Annotated in this window: 17 protein-coding genes; 13 read left to right on the top strand and 4 right to left on the bottom strand. The window is 49.8% G+C overall.

What is annotated here, in order from left to right:
- Window positions 1-62: 62 nt before the first annotated feature.
- Window positions 63-482, top strand: coding sequence for a ferric iron uptake transcriptional regulator (fur, locus tag EOE65_RS05435; RefSeq protein WP_127693286.1), 420 nt, complete (start codon window positions 63-65; stop codon window positions 480-482).
- Window positions 483-527: 45 nt separating this feature from the next.
- Here the strand turns inward: fur and recN are convergent, their stop codons facing one another.
- Window positions 528-2,186: a DNA repair protein RecN gene (recN, locus tag EOE65_RS05430; RefSeq protein WP_127693285.1), complete on the bottom strand. Its 1,659-nt coding sequence runs from the start codon at window positions 2,184-2,186 to the stop codon at window positions 528-530.
- Window positions 2,187-2,373: 187 nt separating this feature from the next.
- Here recN and grpE point away from each other — a divergent pair, with 187 nt between their 5' ends.
- The 9 genes from grpE to EOE65_RS05385 all read left to right on the top strand — a co-directional run bounded on the left by grpE (window position 2,374) and on the right by EOE65_RS05385 (window position 12,804).
- Window positions 2,374-2,952 carry a nucleotide exchange factor GrpE gene (grpE, locus tag EOE65_RS05425; protein WP_127693284.1) on the top strand — a complete coding sequence of 193 codons (579 nt, stop codon included), beginning with the start codon at window positions 2,374-2,376 and terminating at the stop codon, window positions 2,950-2,952.
- 116 nt (window positions 2,953-3,068) lie between these two features.
- On the top strand, window positions 3,069-4,994 hold the full coding sequence (gene dnaK, locus EOE65_RS05420) for a molecular chaperone DnaK (protein WP_127693283.1): 1,926 nt from the start codon (window positions 3,069-3,071) through the stop codon (window positions 4,992-4,994).
- A 113-nt stretch (window positions 4,995-5,107) separates the two neighbouring features.
- Complete coding sequence (gene dnaJ, locus EOE65_RS05415) at window positions 5,108-6,238, top strand: molecular chaperone DnaJ (RefSeq protein WP_127693282.1); 1,131 nt, start codon at window positions 5,108-5,110, stop codon at window positions 6,236-6,238.
- Window positions 6,239-6,285: 47 nt separating this feature from the next.
- Window positions 6,286-7,080: a serine O-acetyltransferase gene (gene cysE / locus EOE65_RS05410; RefSeq protein WP_127693281.1), complete on the top strand. Its 795-nt coding sequence runs from the start codon at window positions 6,286-6,288 to the stop codon at window positions 7,078-7,080.
- A 24-nt stretch (window positions 7,081-7,104) separates the two neighbouring features.
- A complete protein-coding gene (gene dapB, locus EOE65_RS05405) occupies window positions 7,105-7,905 on the top strand; it encodes a 4-hydroxy-tetrahydrodipicolinate reductase (RefSeq protein WP_127693280.1) in 801 nt (266 codons plus the stop codon).
- 168 nt (window positions 7,906-8,073) lie between these two features.
- Window positions 8,074-8,463, top strand: coding sequence for a DUF3461 family protein (locus EOE65_RS05400; RefSeq protein WP_127693279.1), 390 nt, complete (start codon window positions 8,074-8,076; stop codon window positions 8,461-8,463).
- 64 nt (window positions 8,464-8,527) lie between these two features.
- The gene (locus EOE65_RS05395; RefSeq protein WP_127693278.1) at window positions 8,528-8,839 is read left to right on the top strand and encodes a YqfO family protein; all 312 of its coding nucleotides are present in this window, start codon (window positions 8,528-8,530) and stop codon (window positions 8,837-8,839) included.
- 164 nt (window positions 8,840-9,003) lie between these two features.
- Window positions 9,004-11,874, top strand: a complete 2,871-nt coding sequence (locus tag EOE65_RS05390; RefSeq protein ID WP_127693277.1) for a bifunctional diguanylate cyclase/phosphodiesterase — start codon at window positions 9,004-9,006, stop codon at window positions 11,872-11,874.
- 27 nt (window positions 11,875-11,901) lie between these two features.
- Entirely contained in the window at window positions 11,902-12,804 is a 903-nt protein-coding gene (locus EOE65_RS05385; RefSeq protein WP_127693276.1) for a DMT family transporter, read from the top strand.
- Here the strand turns inward: EOE65_RS05385 and EOE65_RS05380 are convergent.
- On the bottom strand, window positions 12,801-13,364 hold the full coding sequence (locus EOE65_RS05380; protein ID WP_127693275.1) for an NUDIX hydrolase: 564 nt from the start codon (window positions 13,362-13,364) through the stop codon (window positions 12,801-12,803). The two genes, EOE65_RS05385 and EOE65_RS05380, sit on opposite strands and share 4 nt — an antisense overlap.
- 103 nt (window positions 13,365-13,467) lie before the next feature.
- Between EOE65_RS05380 and EOE65_RS05375 the strand changes: the two genes are divergently transcribed.
- From EOE65_RS05375 to EOE65_RS05365, 3 genes are read left to right on the top strand one after another with little or no spacing between them, the layout of a single operon-like run.
- Entirely contained in the window at window positions 13,468-14,061 is a 594-nt protein-coding gene (locus EOE65_RS05375; RefSeq protein ID WP_127693274.1) for a CoA pyrophosphatase, read from the top strand.
- Entirely contained in the window at window positions 14,051-14,245 is a 195-nt protein-coding gene (locus tag EOE65_RS05370; protein ID WP_127693273.1) for a DUF1289 domain-containing protein, read from the top strand. Before EOE65_RS05375 ends, EOE65_RS05370 begins: the two co-directional genes overlap by 11 nt.
- Before the next feature lie 10 nt (window positions 14,246-14,255).
- Window positions 14,256-14,561: an MTH1187 family thiamine-binding protein gene (locus EOE65_RS05365; RefSeq protein WP_127693272.1), complete on the top strand. Its 306-nt coding sequence runs from the start codon at window positions 14,256-14,258 to the stop codon at window positions 14,559-14,561.
- A 26-nt stretch (window positions 14,562-14,587) separates the two neighbouring features.
- Here EOE65_RS05365 and EOE65_RS05360 read toward each other — a convergent pair whose 3' ends face one another.
- Together EOE65_RS05360 and EOE65_RS05355 are read right to left on the bottom strand one after the other, a co-directional pair.
- Window positions 14,588-15,853 carry an HlyC/CorC family transporter gene (locus EOE65_RS05360; protein WP_127693271.1) on the bottom strand — a complete coding sequence of 422 codons (1,266 nt, stop codon included), beginning with the start codon at window positions 15,851-15,853 and terminating at the stop codon, window positions 14,588-14,590.
- 76 nt (window positions 15,854-15,929) lie between these two features.
- Window positions 15,930-16,724 (bottom strand): cytochrome C assembly family protein, encoded by a 795-nt coding sequence (locus tag EOE65_RS05355; protein WP_240656921.1) that lies wholly within the window; start codon window positions 16,722-16,724, stop codon window positions 15,930-15,932.
- Window positions 16,725-16,875: the final 151 nt, after the last annotated feature.

The following is a 16,875-nucleotide window of genomic DNA, read 5'->3' as shown; positions in this document are numbered from 1 at the left end:
TGGTGTAAATAACGATAATTAGAGTCTAACATTCACTTGTTGGAATCAATAGAGAAAAGATCATGTCCCTCGAAAATCAAGAGTTAAGAAAGGCTGGCCTCAAGGTTACGCTGCCGCGCGTTAAGATTTATCAGATTCTGGAGCAGGCAAGTGAGGGAGATCACTTTAGCGCAGAGGATATCTACAAACTCCTTATGGAGATGGGTGAAGATGTCGGCTTGGCAACGGTTTACCGTGTCCTTACTCAATTTGAAGGCGCTGGCTTAGTATCGCGTCACCACTTTGAAGGCGGCCACTCGGTATTTGAGCTAGCTCGTGATGAACACCACGACCATATGGTCTGCGTTAAGTCTGGCGTTGTGAAAGAGTTTAACGATCCGCGCTTGAACGAACTGCTTACAGAAATCGCAGAGACGATGGGCTTTGAGATTACCGATCGTACGATCTATCTATACGGCGAATACAAAGGGACTGATAAGTAATTCGCGCTTTGGTACGCCCGGTGTTAAGCCGCGTGCGTACCGGCTCTAGCCTAACCCTAGCATTTCTCTTGCATGCTCTCTGGAGCGCTGTGTCACATCAATCCCGCCTAACATGCGGGCGATCTCTTCAATTCGATCCTTCTGTTGCAACGCATTTATCTGAGTTTGAGTATTAGAGCGGCTGGCTTTCTTGCTAACGAAAAGATGCTGATGCCCTTGTGAGGCCACCTGTGGTTGGTGCGTTACGCACATCACTTGTGAGCGTTCGCCAAGTTGGCGTAATTTCTGGCCTACCACTTCGGCAATGGCTCCGCCGATACCCACATCCACCTCGTCAAAAATGAGTGTTGGTGTGGTTGCTGTTTGAGCGGTAATAACTTGTATTGCAAGGCTGATACGGGACAATTCGCCACCTGATGCGATCTTGCCTAAAGCGCGTGCGGGTTGACCTCGGTTGGTAGCGATTAAAAACTCAATCTCCTCTAAACCATAAGGCGTTGGTTTGGCGGTTTCATTCAGTGTGGCGATGAATGAAGCCGCAGGCATACCCAGTTCGCTGAGTTCTGTATCGATCAGAGTATTGAGCTTTTTGGCAGCTTTTTGGCGTGCTTTGCTGAGCTTATCGGCATGTTGCTTGTAGCGCTCAAAGTGCGCTTTAACCTCGGCTTCTAGTGATGCAATTGCCTCATCTGAGCTATTAAGTGATGCTAGCTCCTCGGCTAACTGAGTATGCAGCCCAGGGAGCTCTTTGGCGGATACGCGGTGTTTACGTGCCATCTCGTAGATGCTTGATAGGCGCTCTTCAACTTCGGTGAGCCGAGCTGGGTTAATATCGACGCGGTCTAGGTAGTGGCGTAGCTCCTGATTGGCTTCTTCGATCTGAATTTGAGCGCTACTGAGTAGGTCAATAACTTGTTCTGTCGCTGAGCCTTTAGGAAGCTCGATGAGCTGATGAATCGCTTGATGCAATAACTGATAGCAGTTGTCTTGCTCACCATCGGCTGTAAGCGATAGTGCATGATGGCCATTTTGCAAAATCTGCCCCGCTTGGTTCAGTTCTTGGTGTTCCACCTCGAGTGTGCTCAGCTCGTCATCGCCTAGTGCAAGTTGGTTGAGCTCCTCAACTTGATAGCTCAGCAGTTGTACGCGCGCTTGTGCTTCATCATCAAGTGTTTGCAAGCGTTCAAGGTGCTGCTTTTGCTCATGCCATTGGGTGTATAGTTGGCGCACTTTAGAGGCCAAAGCCTGTTGTTGCGCGAACTGGTCGAGCAGCTCGCGATGGTGCTCTTTCTTCATCAGGCGCTGATGTTCGTGCTGCCCATGAATCGCGATCAGGTGTTCTCCTAGCTCTTTAAGACTGCTAAGTGGGCTAGGTTGGCCGTTGATGTAACCGCGAGAGCGACCCTCTTTGGTGATCACGCGGCGGACAATACAGTCTCCATCTAGATCTAGCTCTTGTTCTGTTAACCACTGATGGGCGCTTGGCAACGCTGAGATATCAAAGCTGGCAATAATCTCAGCGCGTTCGGCGCCTTGCCTTACGCTGCCACTATCGGCGCGATCGCCCAGCGTCAGCCCTAGCGCATCGAGCATGATCGATTTGCCGGCACCGGTTTCACCACTAATGGCGGTCATACCTTGGCTAAGTTCAAGGTCTAGCGATTCAACGATGGCGTAATTGCGGATGGTCAGCTGAGTTAACATATGCAAGCCCATATCTGTGTTTTTATACAGTGTTTTATGTATAGGTTATTTCTGTACGCGATGCAATCAATTCGTGGTCGAATAAATTAAAAAAATCGCCTTCGCAGGGGTTGAATAGCCATCTCTATATCCCCATTTACCAAGCAGTTATTTTTTATTTTTGGCAGCGTTAATGGGAGATATCTCGATGTCATCTGAACAAACTCAAAACGAACAGGTTGAATCACCTGAGGCAGAAGCAAATCAGGTTGAGGCCGCACCCCAGGAAGAGATCTTAGATGAGTCTGTTGAGACAGAGGACGAAGCCGGGCTCGAAGCAGAACTTGCCGCAGCACAGGACGAGGTTGCACAGCTAAAAGATCAAGCGTTGCGTGCCGCAGCAGAGCTGCAAAATGTACGTCGCCGTGCAGAGCAAGACGTTGAGAAGGCGCATAAGTTTGGTCTGGAAAAGTTTGCTAATGAGATGCTGCCAATCGTGGATAACCTTGAGCGTGCCATTGAGTCGTGCGGCGATGAAGAGGCAACAAAGGCCATCCGAGAAGGCGTTGAGATGACGTTGTCGATGTTCTTGAGCGGCCTTGCAAAGTTCGATATTGAGCAGATCGATCCGCAAGGTGAAGCCTTTGATCCAGCGCTGCACCAAGCGATGTCGATGGTGGAAACGCCGGATGCAGAGCCGAATACGGTCGTAGCGGTTATGCAGAAGGGTTATAGCTTGAGCGGCCGCTTAATGCGCCCTGCGATGGTTATGGTCGCTAAAGGTTAAAAAAACCTTATTAAAAGCCTTGAAATTGCAAAACATGCAGCCATTAACAAGGCAAGTAGTTAAAAAACAGATTTTTAGCCCGTCCGAACGGGTAACAAATATCGGAGTAGACAGGCATGGGTAAAATTATTGGTATCGACCTTGGCACAACGAACTCTTGTGTCGCGGTATTGGAAGGCGAAAAAGCACGCGTTATTGAGAACGCAGAAGGCGATCGCACAACTCCATCTGTAATCGGTTATGCAGATGATGGCGAAGTATTGGTGGGTCAACCGGCAAAACGTCAGGCGGTAACAAACCCAGACAATACGCTGTTTGCGATCAAGCGTCTGATCGGTCGTCGTTTTAAAGACGATGTCGTGCAAAAAGACATCACAATGGTGCCGTACAAAATTATCGAAGCAGACAATGGCGATGCTTGGGTAGAAGTTAAAGGCCAGAAGATGGCTGCACCGCAGGTATCTGCTGAAATTCTGAAGAAGATGAAGAAGACAGCGGAAGATTACTTGGGTGAGTCTGTATCAGAAGCGGTTATCACCGTACCTGCTTACTTTAACGATGCGCAGCGTCAAGCAACTAAAGATGCCGGTAAAATCGCGGGTCTAGATGTTAAGCGTATCATCAACGAGCCAACAGCTGCGGCATTGGCTTACGGTATGGATAAGTCGTCTGGCGACAAAACAATCGCTGTGTATGACCTAGGTGGTGGTACATTCGATATCTCCATCATCGAAATTGCAGAAGTTGACGGTGAGCACCAGTTCGAAGTATTGGCGACTAACGGCGATACTTTCTTAGGTGGTGAAGACTTCGACCTGCGCTTGATTGAATACTTGGCAGCTGAGTTTAAGAAAGAGTCTGGTATCGATCTGCACAATGATCCACTGGCACTACAGCGTTTGAAAGAAGCCGCAGAGAAAGCAAAAGTTGAGCTGTCTTCTGCTCAGTCGACTGACGTTAACCTGCCTTACATCACTGCCGATGCGACAGGTCCTAAGCACCTTAACGTTAAAGTGACACGTGCGAAGCTGGAATCTTTGGTTGAAGATTTGGTAACTAACTCTATCAACCCTTGCCGTACTGCGTTGCAAGATGCGGGCTTGAGCACATCGGAAGTTGATGAAGTGATTCTTGTGGGCGGCCAAACACGTATGCCGCTGGTACAGCAAGTGGTTGCTGACTTCTTCGGTAAAGAAGCACGCCGTGACGTGAACCCTGATGAAGCGGTAGCGATGGGTGCAGCGATTCAAGGCGCGGTACTGTCTGGCGATGTTAAAGATGTCCTGCTATTGGACGTAACACCGCTAACGCTAGGTATCGAAACGATGGGCGGTGTGGCAACACCGGTTATTGAGAAGAACACGACTATTCCAACGAAGAAGTCGCAGATCTTCTCTACGGCTGATGACAACCAAAACGCAGTAACGATCCATGTTGTCCAAGGTGAGCGTAAGCAAGCATCACAGAACAAATCTCTGGGTCGCTTCGACTTGGCTGATATTCCGCCAGCGCCACGTGGTGTGCCACAGATCGAAGTAACATTCGACTTGGATGCCAACGGTATCTTGAACGTATCAGCGAAAGACAAAGCGACAGGTAAAGAGCAGTCTATCGTGATTAAAGCATCCTCTGGTTTGAGTGATGACGAGATCGAGCAAATGGTACGTGATGCTGAAGCTAACGCTGATGCAGATAAGAAGTTCGAAGAGCTAACCAGTGCGCGTAACCAAGGCGACGCGATGGTTCATTCAGCGAAGAAAACGCTCAAAGAAGCAGGCGATAAGGCGACAGAGGAAGAGAAAACGAGCATTGAAGCGGCGATCTCTGCACTTGAAGAAGCGCTGAAAGGCGACGACAAAGACGCTATCGAAGCGAAAACTGAAGCCTTGACTGAAGCGATTTCTGGCTTGGCTCAGAAGATGTACGCCGAAGCTGCTCAAGCAGAAGGTGCTGCACCTGAAGGCGCTGATGCTCAGCAGCAAGGTCCAGCAGACGACGCAGTTGATGCTGAGTTTGAAGAAGTGAAGGATGACAAGAAGTAAGCTTCGCGCTTGCCCTTATCATTACTGAAATGTGGCAACGCGGGCGCTAGCCCGCGTTGTCGTGTCCGGCTCCCGGCGGGAGCTAGCCGCGGAACGAAAGAAGAACCGGATATATGTCTAAGAGAGATTATTACGAAGTACTAGGTGTTGATCGCGGCGCTAGTGATCGCGACATTAAAAAAGCATTTCGTCGTATGGCGATGAAATACCACCCTGACCGTAATCCAGACGACCAAGAAGCCGAAGATAAGTTTAAAGAGGTGAATGAAGCCTACGAAATCTTATCGGATGCCCAGAAAAAAGCGGCGTATGACCAGTACGGTCACGCTGGCGTTGACCCCAATTCGGGTATGGGTGGCGGTGGCTTCGGCGGTGCTGAGGGCTTCTCTGATATCTTCGGCGATGTTTTCGGGGATATCTTTGGCGGCGGAGGCGGTGGCCGACGTCGTAGCTCGGTGCAGCGTGGTGCAGATCTGCGTTACACCATGGACCTCACTCTGGAAGAGGCGGTGCGTGGTGTCGAGAAGAAGATCACCGTACCAACACTCGTGGGTTGTGAAGTCTGTGATGGCAGCGGTGCTAAACCGGGTACGAGTGTTAAAACGTGTGGCACATGTGGCGGTGTTGGCCAAGTACGCATGCAACAAGGCTTCTTTGCCGTGCAGCAAACGTGTCCGACGTGTCGTGGTGAAGGTACCGTTATCAGCGATCCTTGCGATGCTTGTCATGGCCAAGGGCGTGTCGAGAAGACCAAGACACTATCCGTTAAGATCCCAGCGGGTGTGGATACAGGAGACCGTGTTCGTCTGTCTGGCGAAGGTGAAGCGGGAACGCATGGTGGTCCTGCGGGTGATCTGTATGTGCAGGTTAACGTACGAGAACACGCAATTTTCGAGCGCGATGGTCGCCATCTATATTGTGAAGTACCAATTAGCTTTATCGATGCGGCGTTGGGTGGTGAGCTTGAAGTGCCAACCTTAGATGGCCGTGTTAAGTTAAAAGTACCCGCTGAAACACAAACCGGTAAACTGTTCCGCTTGCGTGGTAAAGGTGTTGCACCGGTGCGGGGTGGCGGTGCTGGGGACTTGATGGTTCGTGTCGTGATCGAGACGCCAGTCAACCTCACCAGCCGACAAAAAGAGCTGCTGCGAGAGTTCCAGCAAACCACCGACGAAGGTCAGAAGAAACACAGTCCTAAAAAGGATTCTTTCTTCGACTCGGTGAAAAAGTTCTTTGAAGACTAGTTTAACGGGCCGCGATGCGGCCCGATTTTGTTTACCGTGGAGCGTCCATGTTGAGAGAAAGATGTATCGCGTCGGATGAGTTGTGGGCTAGCCTGCAAGAGGAAGCTAAAGCTGAAGTGGCTAAGGAGCCATTCTTAGCGAGTTTTTATCATTCGAGCATTATCAATCATGCTGAGATCAAGGCGGCGCTATCGTACATTCTCGCTAATAAACTAGCGGACGATGTTATGCAGCCGGTGTTGCTACGTGAGCTAATAGAGCAAGCGATGGATGCAGATCCGCGCATCATTGATGCGGCCTGTTGCGATATTCTCGCAGTCAAAACTCGTGACCCTGCGATTAGTCTCGCCTCAACCGTGTTGCTTTACCTGAAGGGCTTCCATGCACTGCAAGCTCATCGCGTTGCGCATTGGATGTGGCAAGAGGGTCGACGTTCTATGGCGCTCTATATTCAAAGCCGTGTGAGTAGTGTTTTGCAGGTGGATATCCATCCTGCCGCACAGATTGGCCAAGGCGTCATGCTTGACCATGCGACAGGTGTTGTGATCGGCGAAACCTGTGTGATCGAGAATGACGTTTCCATTTTGCAGAACGTCACGCTGGGCGGTACCGGTAAAGAGAGTGGTGATCGTCATCCTAAGATTCGCGAAGGCGTTTTGATCGCCGCCGGTGCGAAGATCTTTGGCAACATTGAAGTCGGTAAAGGTGCCAAGGTTGGCGGCGGTAGTGTCGTATTAGATAATGTACCACCACATACCACAGTGGTTGGTGTGCCTGCTAAAGTGGTCGGTGCTGCGGGTTGCGAAACCCCCGCGTTCGATATGGATCACAAGCTGGGCTAAATGATTTTGCAGGAGAGACAAATAATGAGAGTTGCGGTAATGGGCGCTGCTGGGCGCATGGGTAAAACACTAGTTGAAGCGGTAACCCAAGCGGATGGTGTCGAGCTAACAGCAGCGACGGTCTTGCCTGATTCTAGCTTGATTGGTGCTGATGTGGGCGAGCTTGCCGGCGTAGGCAAGTTAAATGTCGCGTTGGCTGGCTCTTTGCAAGATATCGTTGACGATTTTGACGTGCTGATTGATTTTACGCAGCCAGAGACAACGATGGAAAACCTGACGTTCTGTGCTGAGCATGGCAAAAAGATGGTGATCGGCACGACAGGTCTAACCGATGATCAGAAAGCGCACCTAGCTGCGTGTGCTGAAAAAACAGCGGTGATGTTTGCGTCCAATATGAGTGTGGGTGTGAACTTATGTTTCAAGGTGCTCGATATGGTGGCTCGCACACTTGGTGATGACTATGACGTCGAGATCATTGAGACACACCACCGCCACAAAGTTGACTCACCATCAGGCACAGCGCTTAGTATGGGTGAGGCGGTAGCGGGTGCCTTAGGTCGCGATCTTAAGAAGTGTGCCGTCTACGGGCGTGAAGGCCAAGTGGGTGCACGGACGCGTGAAGAGATCGGTTTTGAGACGATTCGTGCCGGTGATGTGGTTGGTGATCATACGGTGCTGTTCGCCAATGAGGGTGAGCGGATCGAAATTACCCACAAAGCGAGCAGCCGAATGACGTTTGCTAAAGGTGCAGTGCGCGCATCCAAGTGGCTCGAAAGTCACGATAAAGGCTTGTTCGATATGCAGGATGTGTTGGATCTGCGTTAATTGCTACGTGTGCCGAACGCGTGATAAAAAGCCGCTTTGAAGCGGCTTTTTTGTTTTCGCGACATGAGTCAGGTGAGGCTGACTTTTCTATTTGCTTTGCCGAGTATTTCAGCTAGTCTGCGTTATACTTTTGTATATAACGAAACGCTATTCAGGAGCAGTAGGGCTATGTCAGAGGAAAAATTCCCCACATTAACTGAGATGGGTATTGAAGAACCTAGCGATATCGAACGTTATACTTCGCGCATTGAAGGCGATGTTGATGTCCTAAAAATCTACTTCCATCGCCACCAAGGTGAATGGATGGCGAAGAGCAAAAAGTTCAAGTTCAAGCGCATGCACAAGAATATGCGTGTGAACGAAGGTCGTGTGCCGTACATCGCTACTACAGAGTCATCGCCTTACTTCTTGCGTGCAGTTGCAGAGCTGGATAGCTTGGTTGCAGCTGAGCGTGCGAGCCAAGATCATAAGCAGCGCTTGCTCGATGACATTGAGCATCTCGAGAAGGTTGTTTCACGCAAGATTGAGGATATGCGTCGCCAGATCGAAGAGATGTAACGCTCTATTTAGCGATATTTTTGATCGGCTCACGATGTTTTACCGCCTTTCCAAGGAGAGCTAAGTGTATAAATTAGCGTTTTTTGTCCCTGAATCTCATCGTGAGCTTGTCAAAGAGGCCCTTTTTGCTGTCGGCGCTGGTCGAATAGGTGACTATGAGGCTTGTTGCTGGCAAACCTTAGGCGAGGGTCAGTTCCGTCCTAACGAACATAGTCAACCGTTTATAGGCCAGCATGGTCAGCTCGAGACCTTACCTGAGTGGAAGGTCGAAATGGTTTGCAGCGATGAGCTCATCAAATCTGTCATCGCTGAGCTACGTCATACTCACCCCTATGAAGAACCCGCCTTTGACGTATGGAAACTTTCTGACTTTTAAATCAGTATATAGAATGTTGTTTTTCTATTGGTCTGACTAAAGAACTGATATAGTAGGCGCCTTCAAAAGTGTTGTCGCTTTATGCAAACAGGTTTTTGTTTGTAAAGGCAAGTTTGGCCCTGATTGCAGAGGGCTTTGTTGGTGGGAGTAGTTTGTAACCCGTTATGTCACTCAACATTGATACGCAATCTATCCCGCGTTACCTAACAGCAGGCATGCTAGGCGCAGTGTTATTACTGCTCGCGACAACCATCGTTTTCTTTTTCTCTCGACTCTATGATGACACATCACGCTTGGAAGAGTTGCATGTCGATGTGGTGGAAGCGCAGAAAAAGCGCCTAACGCACGAGTTAAACTCCTTGCATGATTATATCCGCTTTACGTCAACACAAGCGGAGATGGAGTTGGAGCAGCAATCGAAAGAGGTTGTTGATCTTGCCTACCACCTTGCCCATTCGTTATACCAACAAAACCAGCAGCGTCTAACGGAGGCGCAGCTCAAAACTCAGATAATTGAAGCGTTGCGTGGACCGCGTTTTTTTAGTGGGCGTGGTTACTATTTTATTGATGATATGGCCGGGCAGTGCATATTGTTGCCGACTGCACCCGACTTAGAGGGGTCGTCGCTACTCGATAATCGTGACGATACTGGGCATTACATCATGCGTGGTTTGATTGACGTAGTGGAACAAAGCGAAACCCACTCGGGGTATAGCCGCTATCGTTGGTATGCGCCGGACTATCCCGATCAGATGCGTAATAAAATTGCTTACGTGCGCTTATTTGAGCCGTATGGCTGGATTATTGGCGCTGGAGACTACCTATATCAATTTGAGAATGATCTCAAAGAGATTGCTCTCACACGGATACGTTCTCTGAGATTCGGCGATAACGGATATTTTTCGGTACTCGACCGAGAGGGAAATGTTCTCTATGCACCTAAATCGAGTGCGCAGTTCCCTGTTCATGTGGACAACATTCCATCCAAAATGGAGCGCGATGTTGTGCATAAAGTGTTGGCGGTGGCTGAGCAAGGCGGTGGCTTTGTGCAATACGATTGGTTCACGCCCAATACTGATGAGCCGCGGATAGCACGCAAGCTCTCGCTGGTGCAGAACGTTGACGAGTGGGGTTGGGTGCTGGTCGCTGGGGTGTACCCCGAAGAGATTGAAGCCGTATATCGTGATCTGGTGTTACGCCAGAAAGAGAATGACCGACGTGACTTTATCAAGCTGGTGATTGCACTGTCTGTGATCGGGGCAGGTGTACTGGTCTGTGCTTGGTTATATGGCAGTTGGCTGAAACGTTTGTTCTATGCCTATCAGAAGAGTATCGAAACGCAGCAGTCCAAAATTGAAGGTGATGCCAAGGCGTTACGGATTGCATCGCGTGTTTTTGACACTGCGAGCGAGGGTATCATCGTCACGAACCCCGATAACCAGATTGTAGCGGTTAACCGATCCTTTACTGCCATTACCGGCTACCAAGAGGAGGAAGTGGTAGGGCGCTCGCCATCCATTCTCTCCTCTGGAAAGCACACACGCGAGTTCTACGACAGCATGTGGCGTGTGCTGCAAGATGAAGGGCGATGGGCGGGTGAAATCTGGAACCGGACCAAGTCAGGAGCGGTTTACCCCGAGCAACTATCTATCGCAGTTTCACGCGATGAAGATGGCAACGTAGTGAACTATATTGCGACTTTCAGCGATGTGTCGGATCAAAAGAAAGCGGAAGAGCAGCTACGTTACATGGCTGATTATGACGAGCTGACCGGGTTACCTAACCGGCGCCACCTGATGGCGCAGGTCGCGCGTCTTATCAATGAAGTGGATCAGGGTGAGTTGCACCAGTTCCACCTGCTATTTATGGATCTTGACCGTTTTAAAGTGATCAATGACTCCTTGGGCCACTGGGTTGGCGATAAGGTTTTGCAGGAGATCGCGCAGCGTTTGCGTCAAGATGTGGTTGATATTGATATGATCGGGCGCTTGGGCGGTGATGAGTTTGTCATCTTGTTAAGAGAGCAGCCTGAAGTCACAGAGAGTGCTGGTACCTATGCCCAGCGCTTGATTCAGGTGGTAGCGGAAGCGATCAAAGATAAAGACTTTGACCTCGTGGTTACACCAAGTATCGGTATCGCATCTTATCCTGATGATGGTGCCGACTTTGGGGCATTGCTAAGTAGTGCCGATGCAGCGCTCTATCATGCTAAATCTCAGGGACGTAACAACTATCAGTTTTATCGCCGTGACCTTAATGCGAAAGCGTCTCGCCGTTTATTGATGGAAAGCGCGTTGCGTATGGCATTAGAGCGCGACGAGTTAGAACTCTATTATCAGCCGCAGTACAATTTACTAGATCGCAGCATCGTTGGCTGCGAAGCCTTGCTTCGCTGGAAACATGATGGCCAGTTTATCTCGCCTGCGGAGTTTATCCCGCTGGCAGAGGATTCTGGACTCATCCTCTCAATCGGTGATTGGGTCCTAGAAGAGGGTTGTCGCCAAGGCGCTGAGTGGTTAAAGCAAGGGTTTGATCTGCCCTGTGTGGCGATTAATGTCTCACCGGTACAATTCCGCGAAGGTTTTTTTGAAACCGTGATGGATATTCTGGAGCGCACCGGTTTTCCTGCATCTCATCTAGAGTTGGAGCTTACGGAAAGCACGCTAATGAACGATGTGAATCGCGCTCAGCAGCTACTCAGTAGCTTCCGCGCGATCGGTGTGCGAACGGCTCTCGATGACTTTGGCACCGGATATTCTAGTCTGGCCTATCTTAAAAAGTTCTCTCTTGATAAGCTCAAAATCGATCGCGCCTTTATCGACGGTTTGCCAGATGATAGCGATGATAACGCGATTACTGCCTCAATCTTGGATGTGGCCCGCCACTTAAGCTTGGAAACCATCGCGGAAGGCGTTGAAACCGAAGCGCAGCTCAACTTCTTGGGTGCTTACGGGTGTGATCAAGTACAGGGCTTCTACTTCTCTAAACCGCTGACTTCTCAAGACTTCGTGCGTCTATTGCATAAGGTCCACTAAAGCACTAACAGCAAAAGGAATAACGCTATGTTGCTTCGTTGGTTGCCAACGCTGAGCTTGTTTTTCGCGATGGCGTTGTGGGCAAGTTCATTTATTGCGCTCAAACTGGCTTTTATGCATTACGATCCGATGGTGGTGATCTTCGGGCGCATGTTAATCGGAGCCTTGTGCTTTATTCCGTTTTATAAACTTTGGTGCCGCTTTGAGTATCGCCGTGGCGACTTGCTTTGGCTTGCCGTGATGGTCATCGCTGAGCCTTGCTTGTACTTCGTATTTGAAGCGAATGCACTGACTTACACCTCGGCCGCACAAGCTGGAATGATTACCGCGATGGCGCCGCTGCTTGTGGGTATTGGTGCGTTCTTTGTATTGAAAGAGCGGATGAGCCGCTCGGCGCTGTTTGGGTTTTTAGTGGCGGTGGCCGGTGCGCTATGGCTTAGCCTCACTGCTGAGGATTCGGCACATGCTCCTAACCCGCTACTGGGTAACTTTTTAGAGTTTTGTGCCATGGTCTGTGCAGCGGTTTATTCGTTGGCTCTTAAGCATCTGAGTGAGCGTTACTCGCCGTGGTTTTTGACAGCCTTGCAAGCCTTTTGTGGTTCGGTGTTCTTTTTTCCATTGCTATTTTTACCGCAAACGACACTCCCAGCTGAGTGGGCAGGCTCTGGCGTAATGGCTATTCTCTACCTCGGTGTATTCATCAATATCGGTGCGTATGGGCTGTATAATTTTGCCGTTTCTAAAGTGAAAGTTTCGCAGGCATCAGCATTTATTAACTTGATCCCGGTCATCACGCTCTTACTTGCGTTTATTATCTTGGATGAGCGTATGACCTTCGAACAGTTGCTCGCCTCTGGCGTGGTGCTGGCCGGAGTGGTTCTGAGCCAGCAGCGCAGCTCAGAGTCTGCGCCAGAAACCGCTAGCGCTTAGTTTTTAGGGTCAGTGTAGACGCCCGGTGGTGTGTTAATATCGACGCAGTGCAGAGGGAACTCCCCACGGGCTAAATCCTCTATATAAAAGCGCAGTGCGTTTCGTATCGTCTGAAAAGCTAACTGATCCCACGGGATTTCATCGAGGTGGAATAGGCGTACTTCAGACGATTCTGAGCTGATATCAAACTCAGGTTTTGGCAGGTCAGCAAGGTAGATCAACTGCACTTGGCTGACATGTACGATGGATGTGAGCGTGTAGAGCTTACGTATATCAACCTGTGCGTTTGCCTCCTCTGCGGTTTCGCGTAGGGCAGCTTGCTCGGTGGACTCGTTGTTTTCCATGAAACCTGCGGGAAGTGTCCAGTAGCCGAGGCGCGGCTCAATCGCACGTTTGCACAGTAAAACGTATGTATCTTGGTATACAGGAAGGCAACCGGCAACAATCTTAGGGTTGCTATAATGAATCGTAGCGCAGTTCTCGCAGACGAAGCGCGGTAGGTTATCGTTCTCGGGTACTTTTAGGGTAACGGTGTGGCCGCATACGCTACAGAACTTCATCTATCTCACTCTCCCTTTTTGAGAGCTATTTTGAGATAAGAGGCGATAGACGACAAGCGGTTTTCACGCTCATATCCAGCAAGTTTAATCGATACGAGGGTTTATGCTCGAACAACTACGAGAGCGTTTACAGCAGTACTCCCCATACCAGTTCAGAAGCGCACAGCCCCAAGCAAGTGTGCTCATTGCGCTGACGGACGCAGCCGATCCTGAGGTGATTTTGACCAAGCGCTCCTCGCGCTTGTCTACGCACCGCGGGGAGGTGGCGTTTCCGGGCGGTAAGCAAGATCCAGCAGATCCTGACCTTCTGTTTACGGCACTGCGCGAAGCTGAGGAGGAGATCGGCTTATCACCCAATGCGGTTGATGTGCTAGGCAATCTTGGTCAGGTGATGTCCAAGCATCAGTTACAGGTGACGCCGTGGGTTGGTATTGTGCCCACAGGGTTGCGGCTTGAGGCCAACCCGGATGAACTAGAAAGTATTTTTACCGCACCGCTATCCTTCTTTTTACAGGATCATCGCGCGCGTACGGATAGTATTCGCTTTAAAGGTTTAACGCATTACGTTCCCGCATACGAATATGAAGGGCATATCATATGGGGGTTAACCGCTTATATGCTTGTAGAACTTTTGAACGTTGGGTTTGACGCTAACATCCCAATGAAACCGCGACCGGAGCACGACAGTGAGTGTTGAGACTAACGAAGATAAGCCTGTGAGGAGTCCGTGTGTCGGTGTTTGTGCACTGGATGAGCACGATCTGTGTATTGCTTGCCGCCGTCACGGGATCGAGATTGGCGAGTGGGGTGTGCTAACCAATGCGCAAAAGCGCGAGGTGCTCGAAAAAGTCGCGCGCCGCCATCAAGGCGAGATTTGTTGAGGAGCATGTGATGAAGGTGATGATTGACTTATGTGTGGTGCCGATGGGTGTTGGTGTATCGGTATCGTCCTATGTGGCCGCCTGCCAGCAGGAGATCGAAGCGGCAGGTTTATCCCACCTGATGCATGCCTACGGAACTAATATTGAAGGTGAGTGGGATGAAGTATTTGCCGTGGTGAAGCGTTGCCACGAGGTGGTGCATGAATTAGGAGCTCCGCGAGTCACGACCAGTATGCGTATCGGAACACGCACTGATCGCGACCAAACCATGGCTGATAAAGTACAAAGCGTGACTGAGAAGTTGACGACGAGCTAGCCTGTTACAGGCTAGCTCGGCAAGTGCTATGAGCGTTGAGGAATCGCTACTAGGCGTGCTGACTTAATCAAGTTGTCAGTGATTTGTAGCGTCTCAATACGATACTGGCCAATGGTCAGGCAAACGTTTGCATCGGGGATCGATTCAAGCGTCTCAATGATAAGGCCGTTGAGTGTTTTCGGCCCATCAGTAGGAAGCTCCCAGTTGAGCGTCTTATTGATCTCGCGAATATAGGCAGAGGCTTCGATGAAGTAGCTGCCATCCTCCTGCAGGTGAATATCAGAGTTCTCCTCTTTGTGATCTGCAGAGAGCTCTCCAACGATCTCTTCGAGGATATCCTCAAGCGTTGCAATACCTTGTACATCACCGTACTCATCCACCACTAACCCAATGCGGCGGCTCTCTTTTTGAAAGTTCAGAAGTTGAGTTTGCAGCGGTGTGCTTTCTGGAATGAAATACGGCTCTGCGATCACCTGCAAGATAGCGGCTTTCGTCACCATGCCCTGCTGGATCAGTTGTGCTAGGTTGCGCATGTGCAAAATGCCAACCACTTTGTTCACATCACCATTGTAAACCGGCAGACGAGTGTGGGCGGTTTTGGATAGCTTATCGAGGATCTCATCCAGCTCAAGATCAAGGTCGATACCTTGAATCTCGTTTTTCGGGATCATGATGTCGTCAACGGTCACATCATTGAGCTCTAAAACGCCTAGCAGCATCGACTGTTTGCGCTTTGGCAGCAGGGCGCCAGCTTCATTGACCAGTGTGCGCAGCTCTTCGGTGCTGAGATGGTCCTCGTTCTGGCTATCAACGCTAACGCCAAACACCTTCAAGATGCTATTTGTGATTCCGTTAACGATCCAAACGAGTGGATAAAGTAGCTTGAGCAGAGGCGTTAAAATAAATGAAGCTGGAAATGCGATGCGTTCTGGAAATAGCGCAGCCATTGTCTTGGGCGTGACTTCAGCGAAAATTAGGATCACTAATGTCAGCGCAGCTGTAGCGATGGCAATACCAGCGTCTCCCCAAATGCGCACAGCTAGCACGGTAGCAATTGAGGTGGCTAAGATGTTAACGAAGTTGTTGCCGATCAAAATAACGCCGATGAGGCGATCTGGACGGTCTAAGAGGTTGCTCGCTCTGCGGGCCCCCGCATGTTTCTGTTTTACTAAATGCTTTAGTCGATACCGGTTGAGCGACATCATGCCGGTTTCAGAACTCGAGAAAAAAGCAGAACAACAGATCAGAAAAACGAGAATTCCGAGAAGAAAACTTATCGATGCTTCTTCCAATGTGGGAGGCCTTAAATTACTTAGTGGAGCTTCATTTTCAAGAGCGGGCCACGAGGTGTCAAGAGGTACTCACCATCTAAAGGTTTAATACCTCAATCACCATCTTTGAGCCGAAGAAACCGATCATCAGCAAGAAGAAACCACTGATCGTCCAACGCACGGCTTTTTGGGCTCGCCAACCCTGTACTTTGTGCCCCCACAGCAGTACTGCGTAGAGTAGCCAAGCGAGCATAGTGAATACGGTTTTATGCACGAGATGTTGGGCAAAGAAATCATCAACGTAGATGAAGCCGGTAATTAGCGACGCGGTCAGCAAGCTGATACCAATCCATAACATCTCAAACAGCAGGCGCTCCATGGTCTGGAGCGGCGGCAGGGAAGATACAAGACCACGTGTGTGGTGCTGCTTTAGCGCTTGGTCCTGCATCGATAGCAAGAATGCTTGAAACGTTGCGACCGTAAAGATGCTATACGCCAAAATAGACAGCAATATATGTAACAGCAGACCGCCACTGTAGAGTTTGGTTGTCCCCAAATTAGGCAGCCAAATCGCGGTGAGTGCGGCGAGGGCAGCCATCGGTAGTACACCGATATAGAGGTTATCGATCTGCTGGCGCAGGCTGCTGATAACCACAACGCCGGCAACTAACCACCCAACTAAAGAACCTGCGATAAAGGTGCCAAGGTTGATGCCATCGGGGCGATGTAGTACCAAATACAACGCGAAGGTGTGCATCAGCATTCCTGCAATGGCGCACCCTTTGATAATGCTGCCATTTAACGTGATACGACGTTTAAGTTTTAGAAACTGTATAGATGCTGCGGCAAAGTAGAAAACAACGGCCAGCAGTGTCGAGATGGTTAGCATCATGCCCTCCTGATAAGAGCCTAAGTGTGTCACAAATGCTGCACGCTGAAAATATGGGTGGGGGGATAAAGATCGCTGAGTTATAATGCTGCAAATTTATGATTTCAAGACGCTTCTTAGATAATGTTGGATAACCGGTAGAGCGGATTTCAAC

This window comes from Neptunomonas marina (assembly GCF_004005935.1).
Lineage (GTDB): Bacteria > Pseudomonadota > Gammaproteobacteria > Pseudomonadales > Balneatricaceae > Neptunomonas > Neptunomonas marina.
The sequence above is the reverse complement of the archived record's forward strand: the minus strand, read 5'-3'. Positions and strand labels throughout refer to the sequence as shown.

Excerpts from the sequence above, each read along its gene's own strand:
- fur (WP_127693286.1), top strand. The coding sequence starts at position 63 with ATGTCCCTCGAAAATCAAGAGTTAAGAAAGGCTGGCCTCAAGGTTACG.
- recN (WP_127693285.1), bottom strand. The coding sequence starts at position 2,186 with ATGTTAACTCAGCTGACCATCCGCAATTACGCCATCGTTGAATCGCTA.
- grpE (WP_127693284.1), top strand. The coding sequence starts at position 2,374 with ATGTCATCTGAACAAACTCAAAACGAACAGGTTGAATCACCTGAGGCA.
- dnaK (WP_127693283.1), top strand. The coding sequence starts at position 3,069 with ATGGGTAAAATTATTGGTATCGACCTTGGCACAACGAACTCTTGTGTC.
- dnaJ (WP_127693282.1), top strand. The coding sequence starts at position 5,108 with ATGTCTAAGAGAGATTATTACGAAGTACTAGGTGTTGATCGCGGCGCT.
- cysE (WP_127693281.1), top strand. The coding sequence starts at position 6,286 with ATGTTGAGAGAAAGATGTATCGCGTCGGATGAGTTGTGGGCTAGCCTG.
- dapB (WP_127693280.1), top strand. The coding sequence starts at position 7,105 with ATGAGAGTTGCGGTAATGGGCGCTGCTGGGCGCATGGGTAAAACACTA.
- EOE65_RS05400 (WP_127693279.1), top strand. The coding sequence starts at position 8,074 with ATGTCAGAGGAAAAATTCCCCACATTAACTGAGATGGGTATTGAAGAA.
- EOE65_RS05390 (WP_127693277.1), top strand. The coding sequence starts at position 9,004 with ATGTCACTCAACATTGATACGCAATCTATCCCGCGTTACCTAACAGCA.
- EOE65_RS05385 (WP_127693276.1), top strand. The coding sequence starts at position 11,902 with ATGTTGCTTCGTTGGTTGCCAACGCTGAGCTTGTTTTTCGCGATGGCG.
- EOE65_RS05380 (WP_127693275.1), bottom strand. The coding sequence starts at position 13,364 with ATGAAGTTCTGTAGCGTATGCGGCCACACCGTTACCCTAAAAGTACCC.
- EOE65_RS05375 (WP_127693274.1), top strand. The coding sequence starts at position 13,468 with ATGCTCGAACAACTACGAGAGCGTTTACAGCAGTACTCCCCATACCAG.
- EOE65_RS05365 (WP_127693272.1), top strand. The coding sequence starts at position 14,256 with ATGAAGGTGATGATTGACTTATGTGTGGTGCCGATGGGTGTTGGTGTA.
- EOE65_RS05355 (WP_240656921.1), bottom strand. The coding sequence starts at position 16,724 with ATGATGCTAACCATCTCGACACTGCTGGCCGTTGTTTTCTACTTTGCC.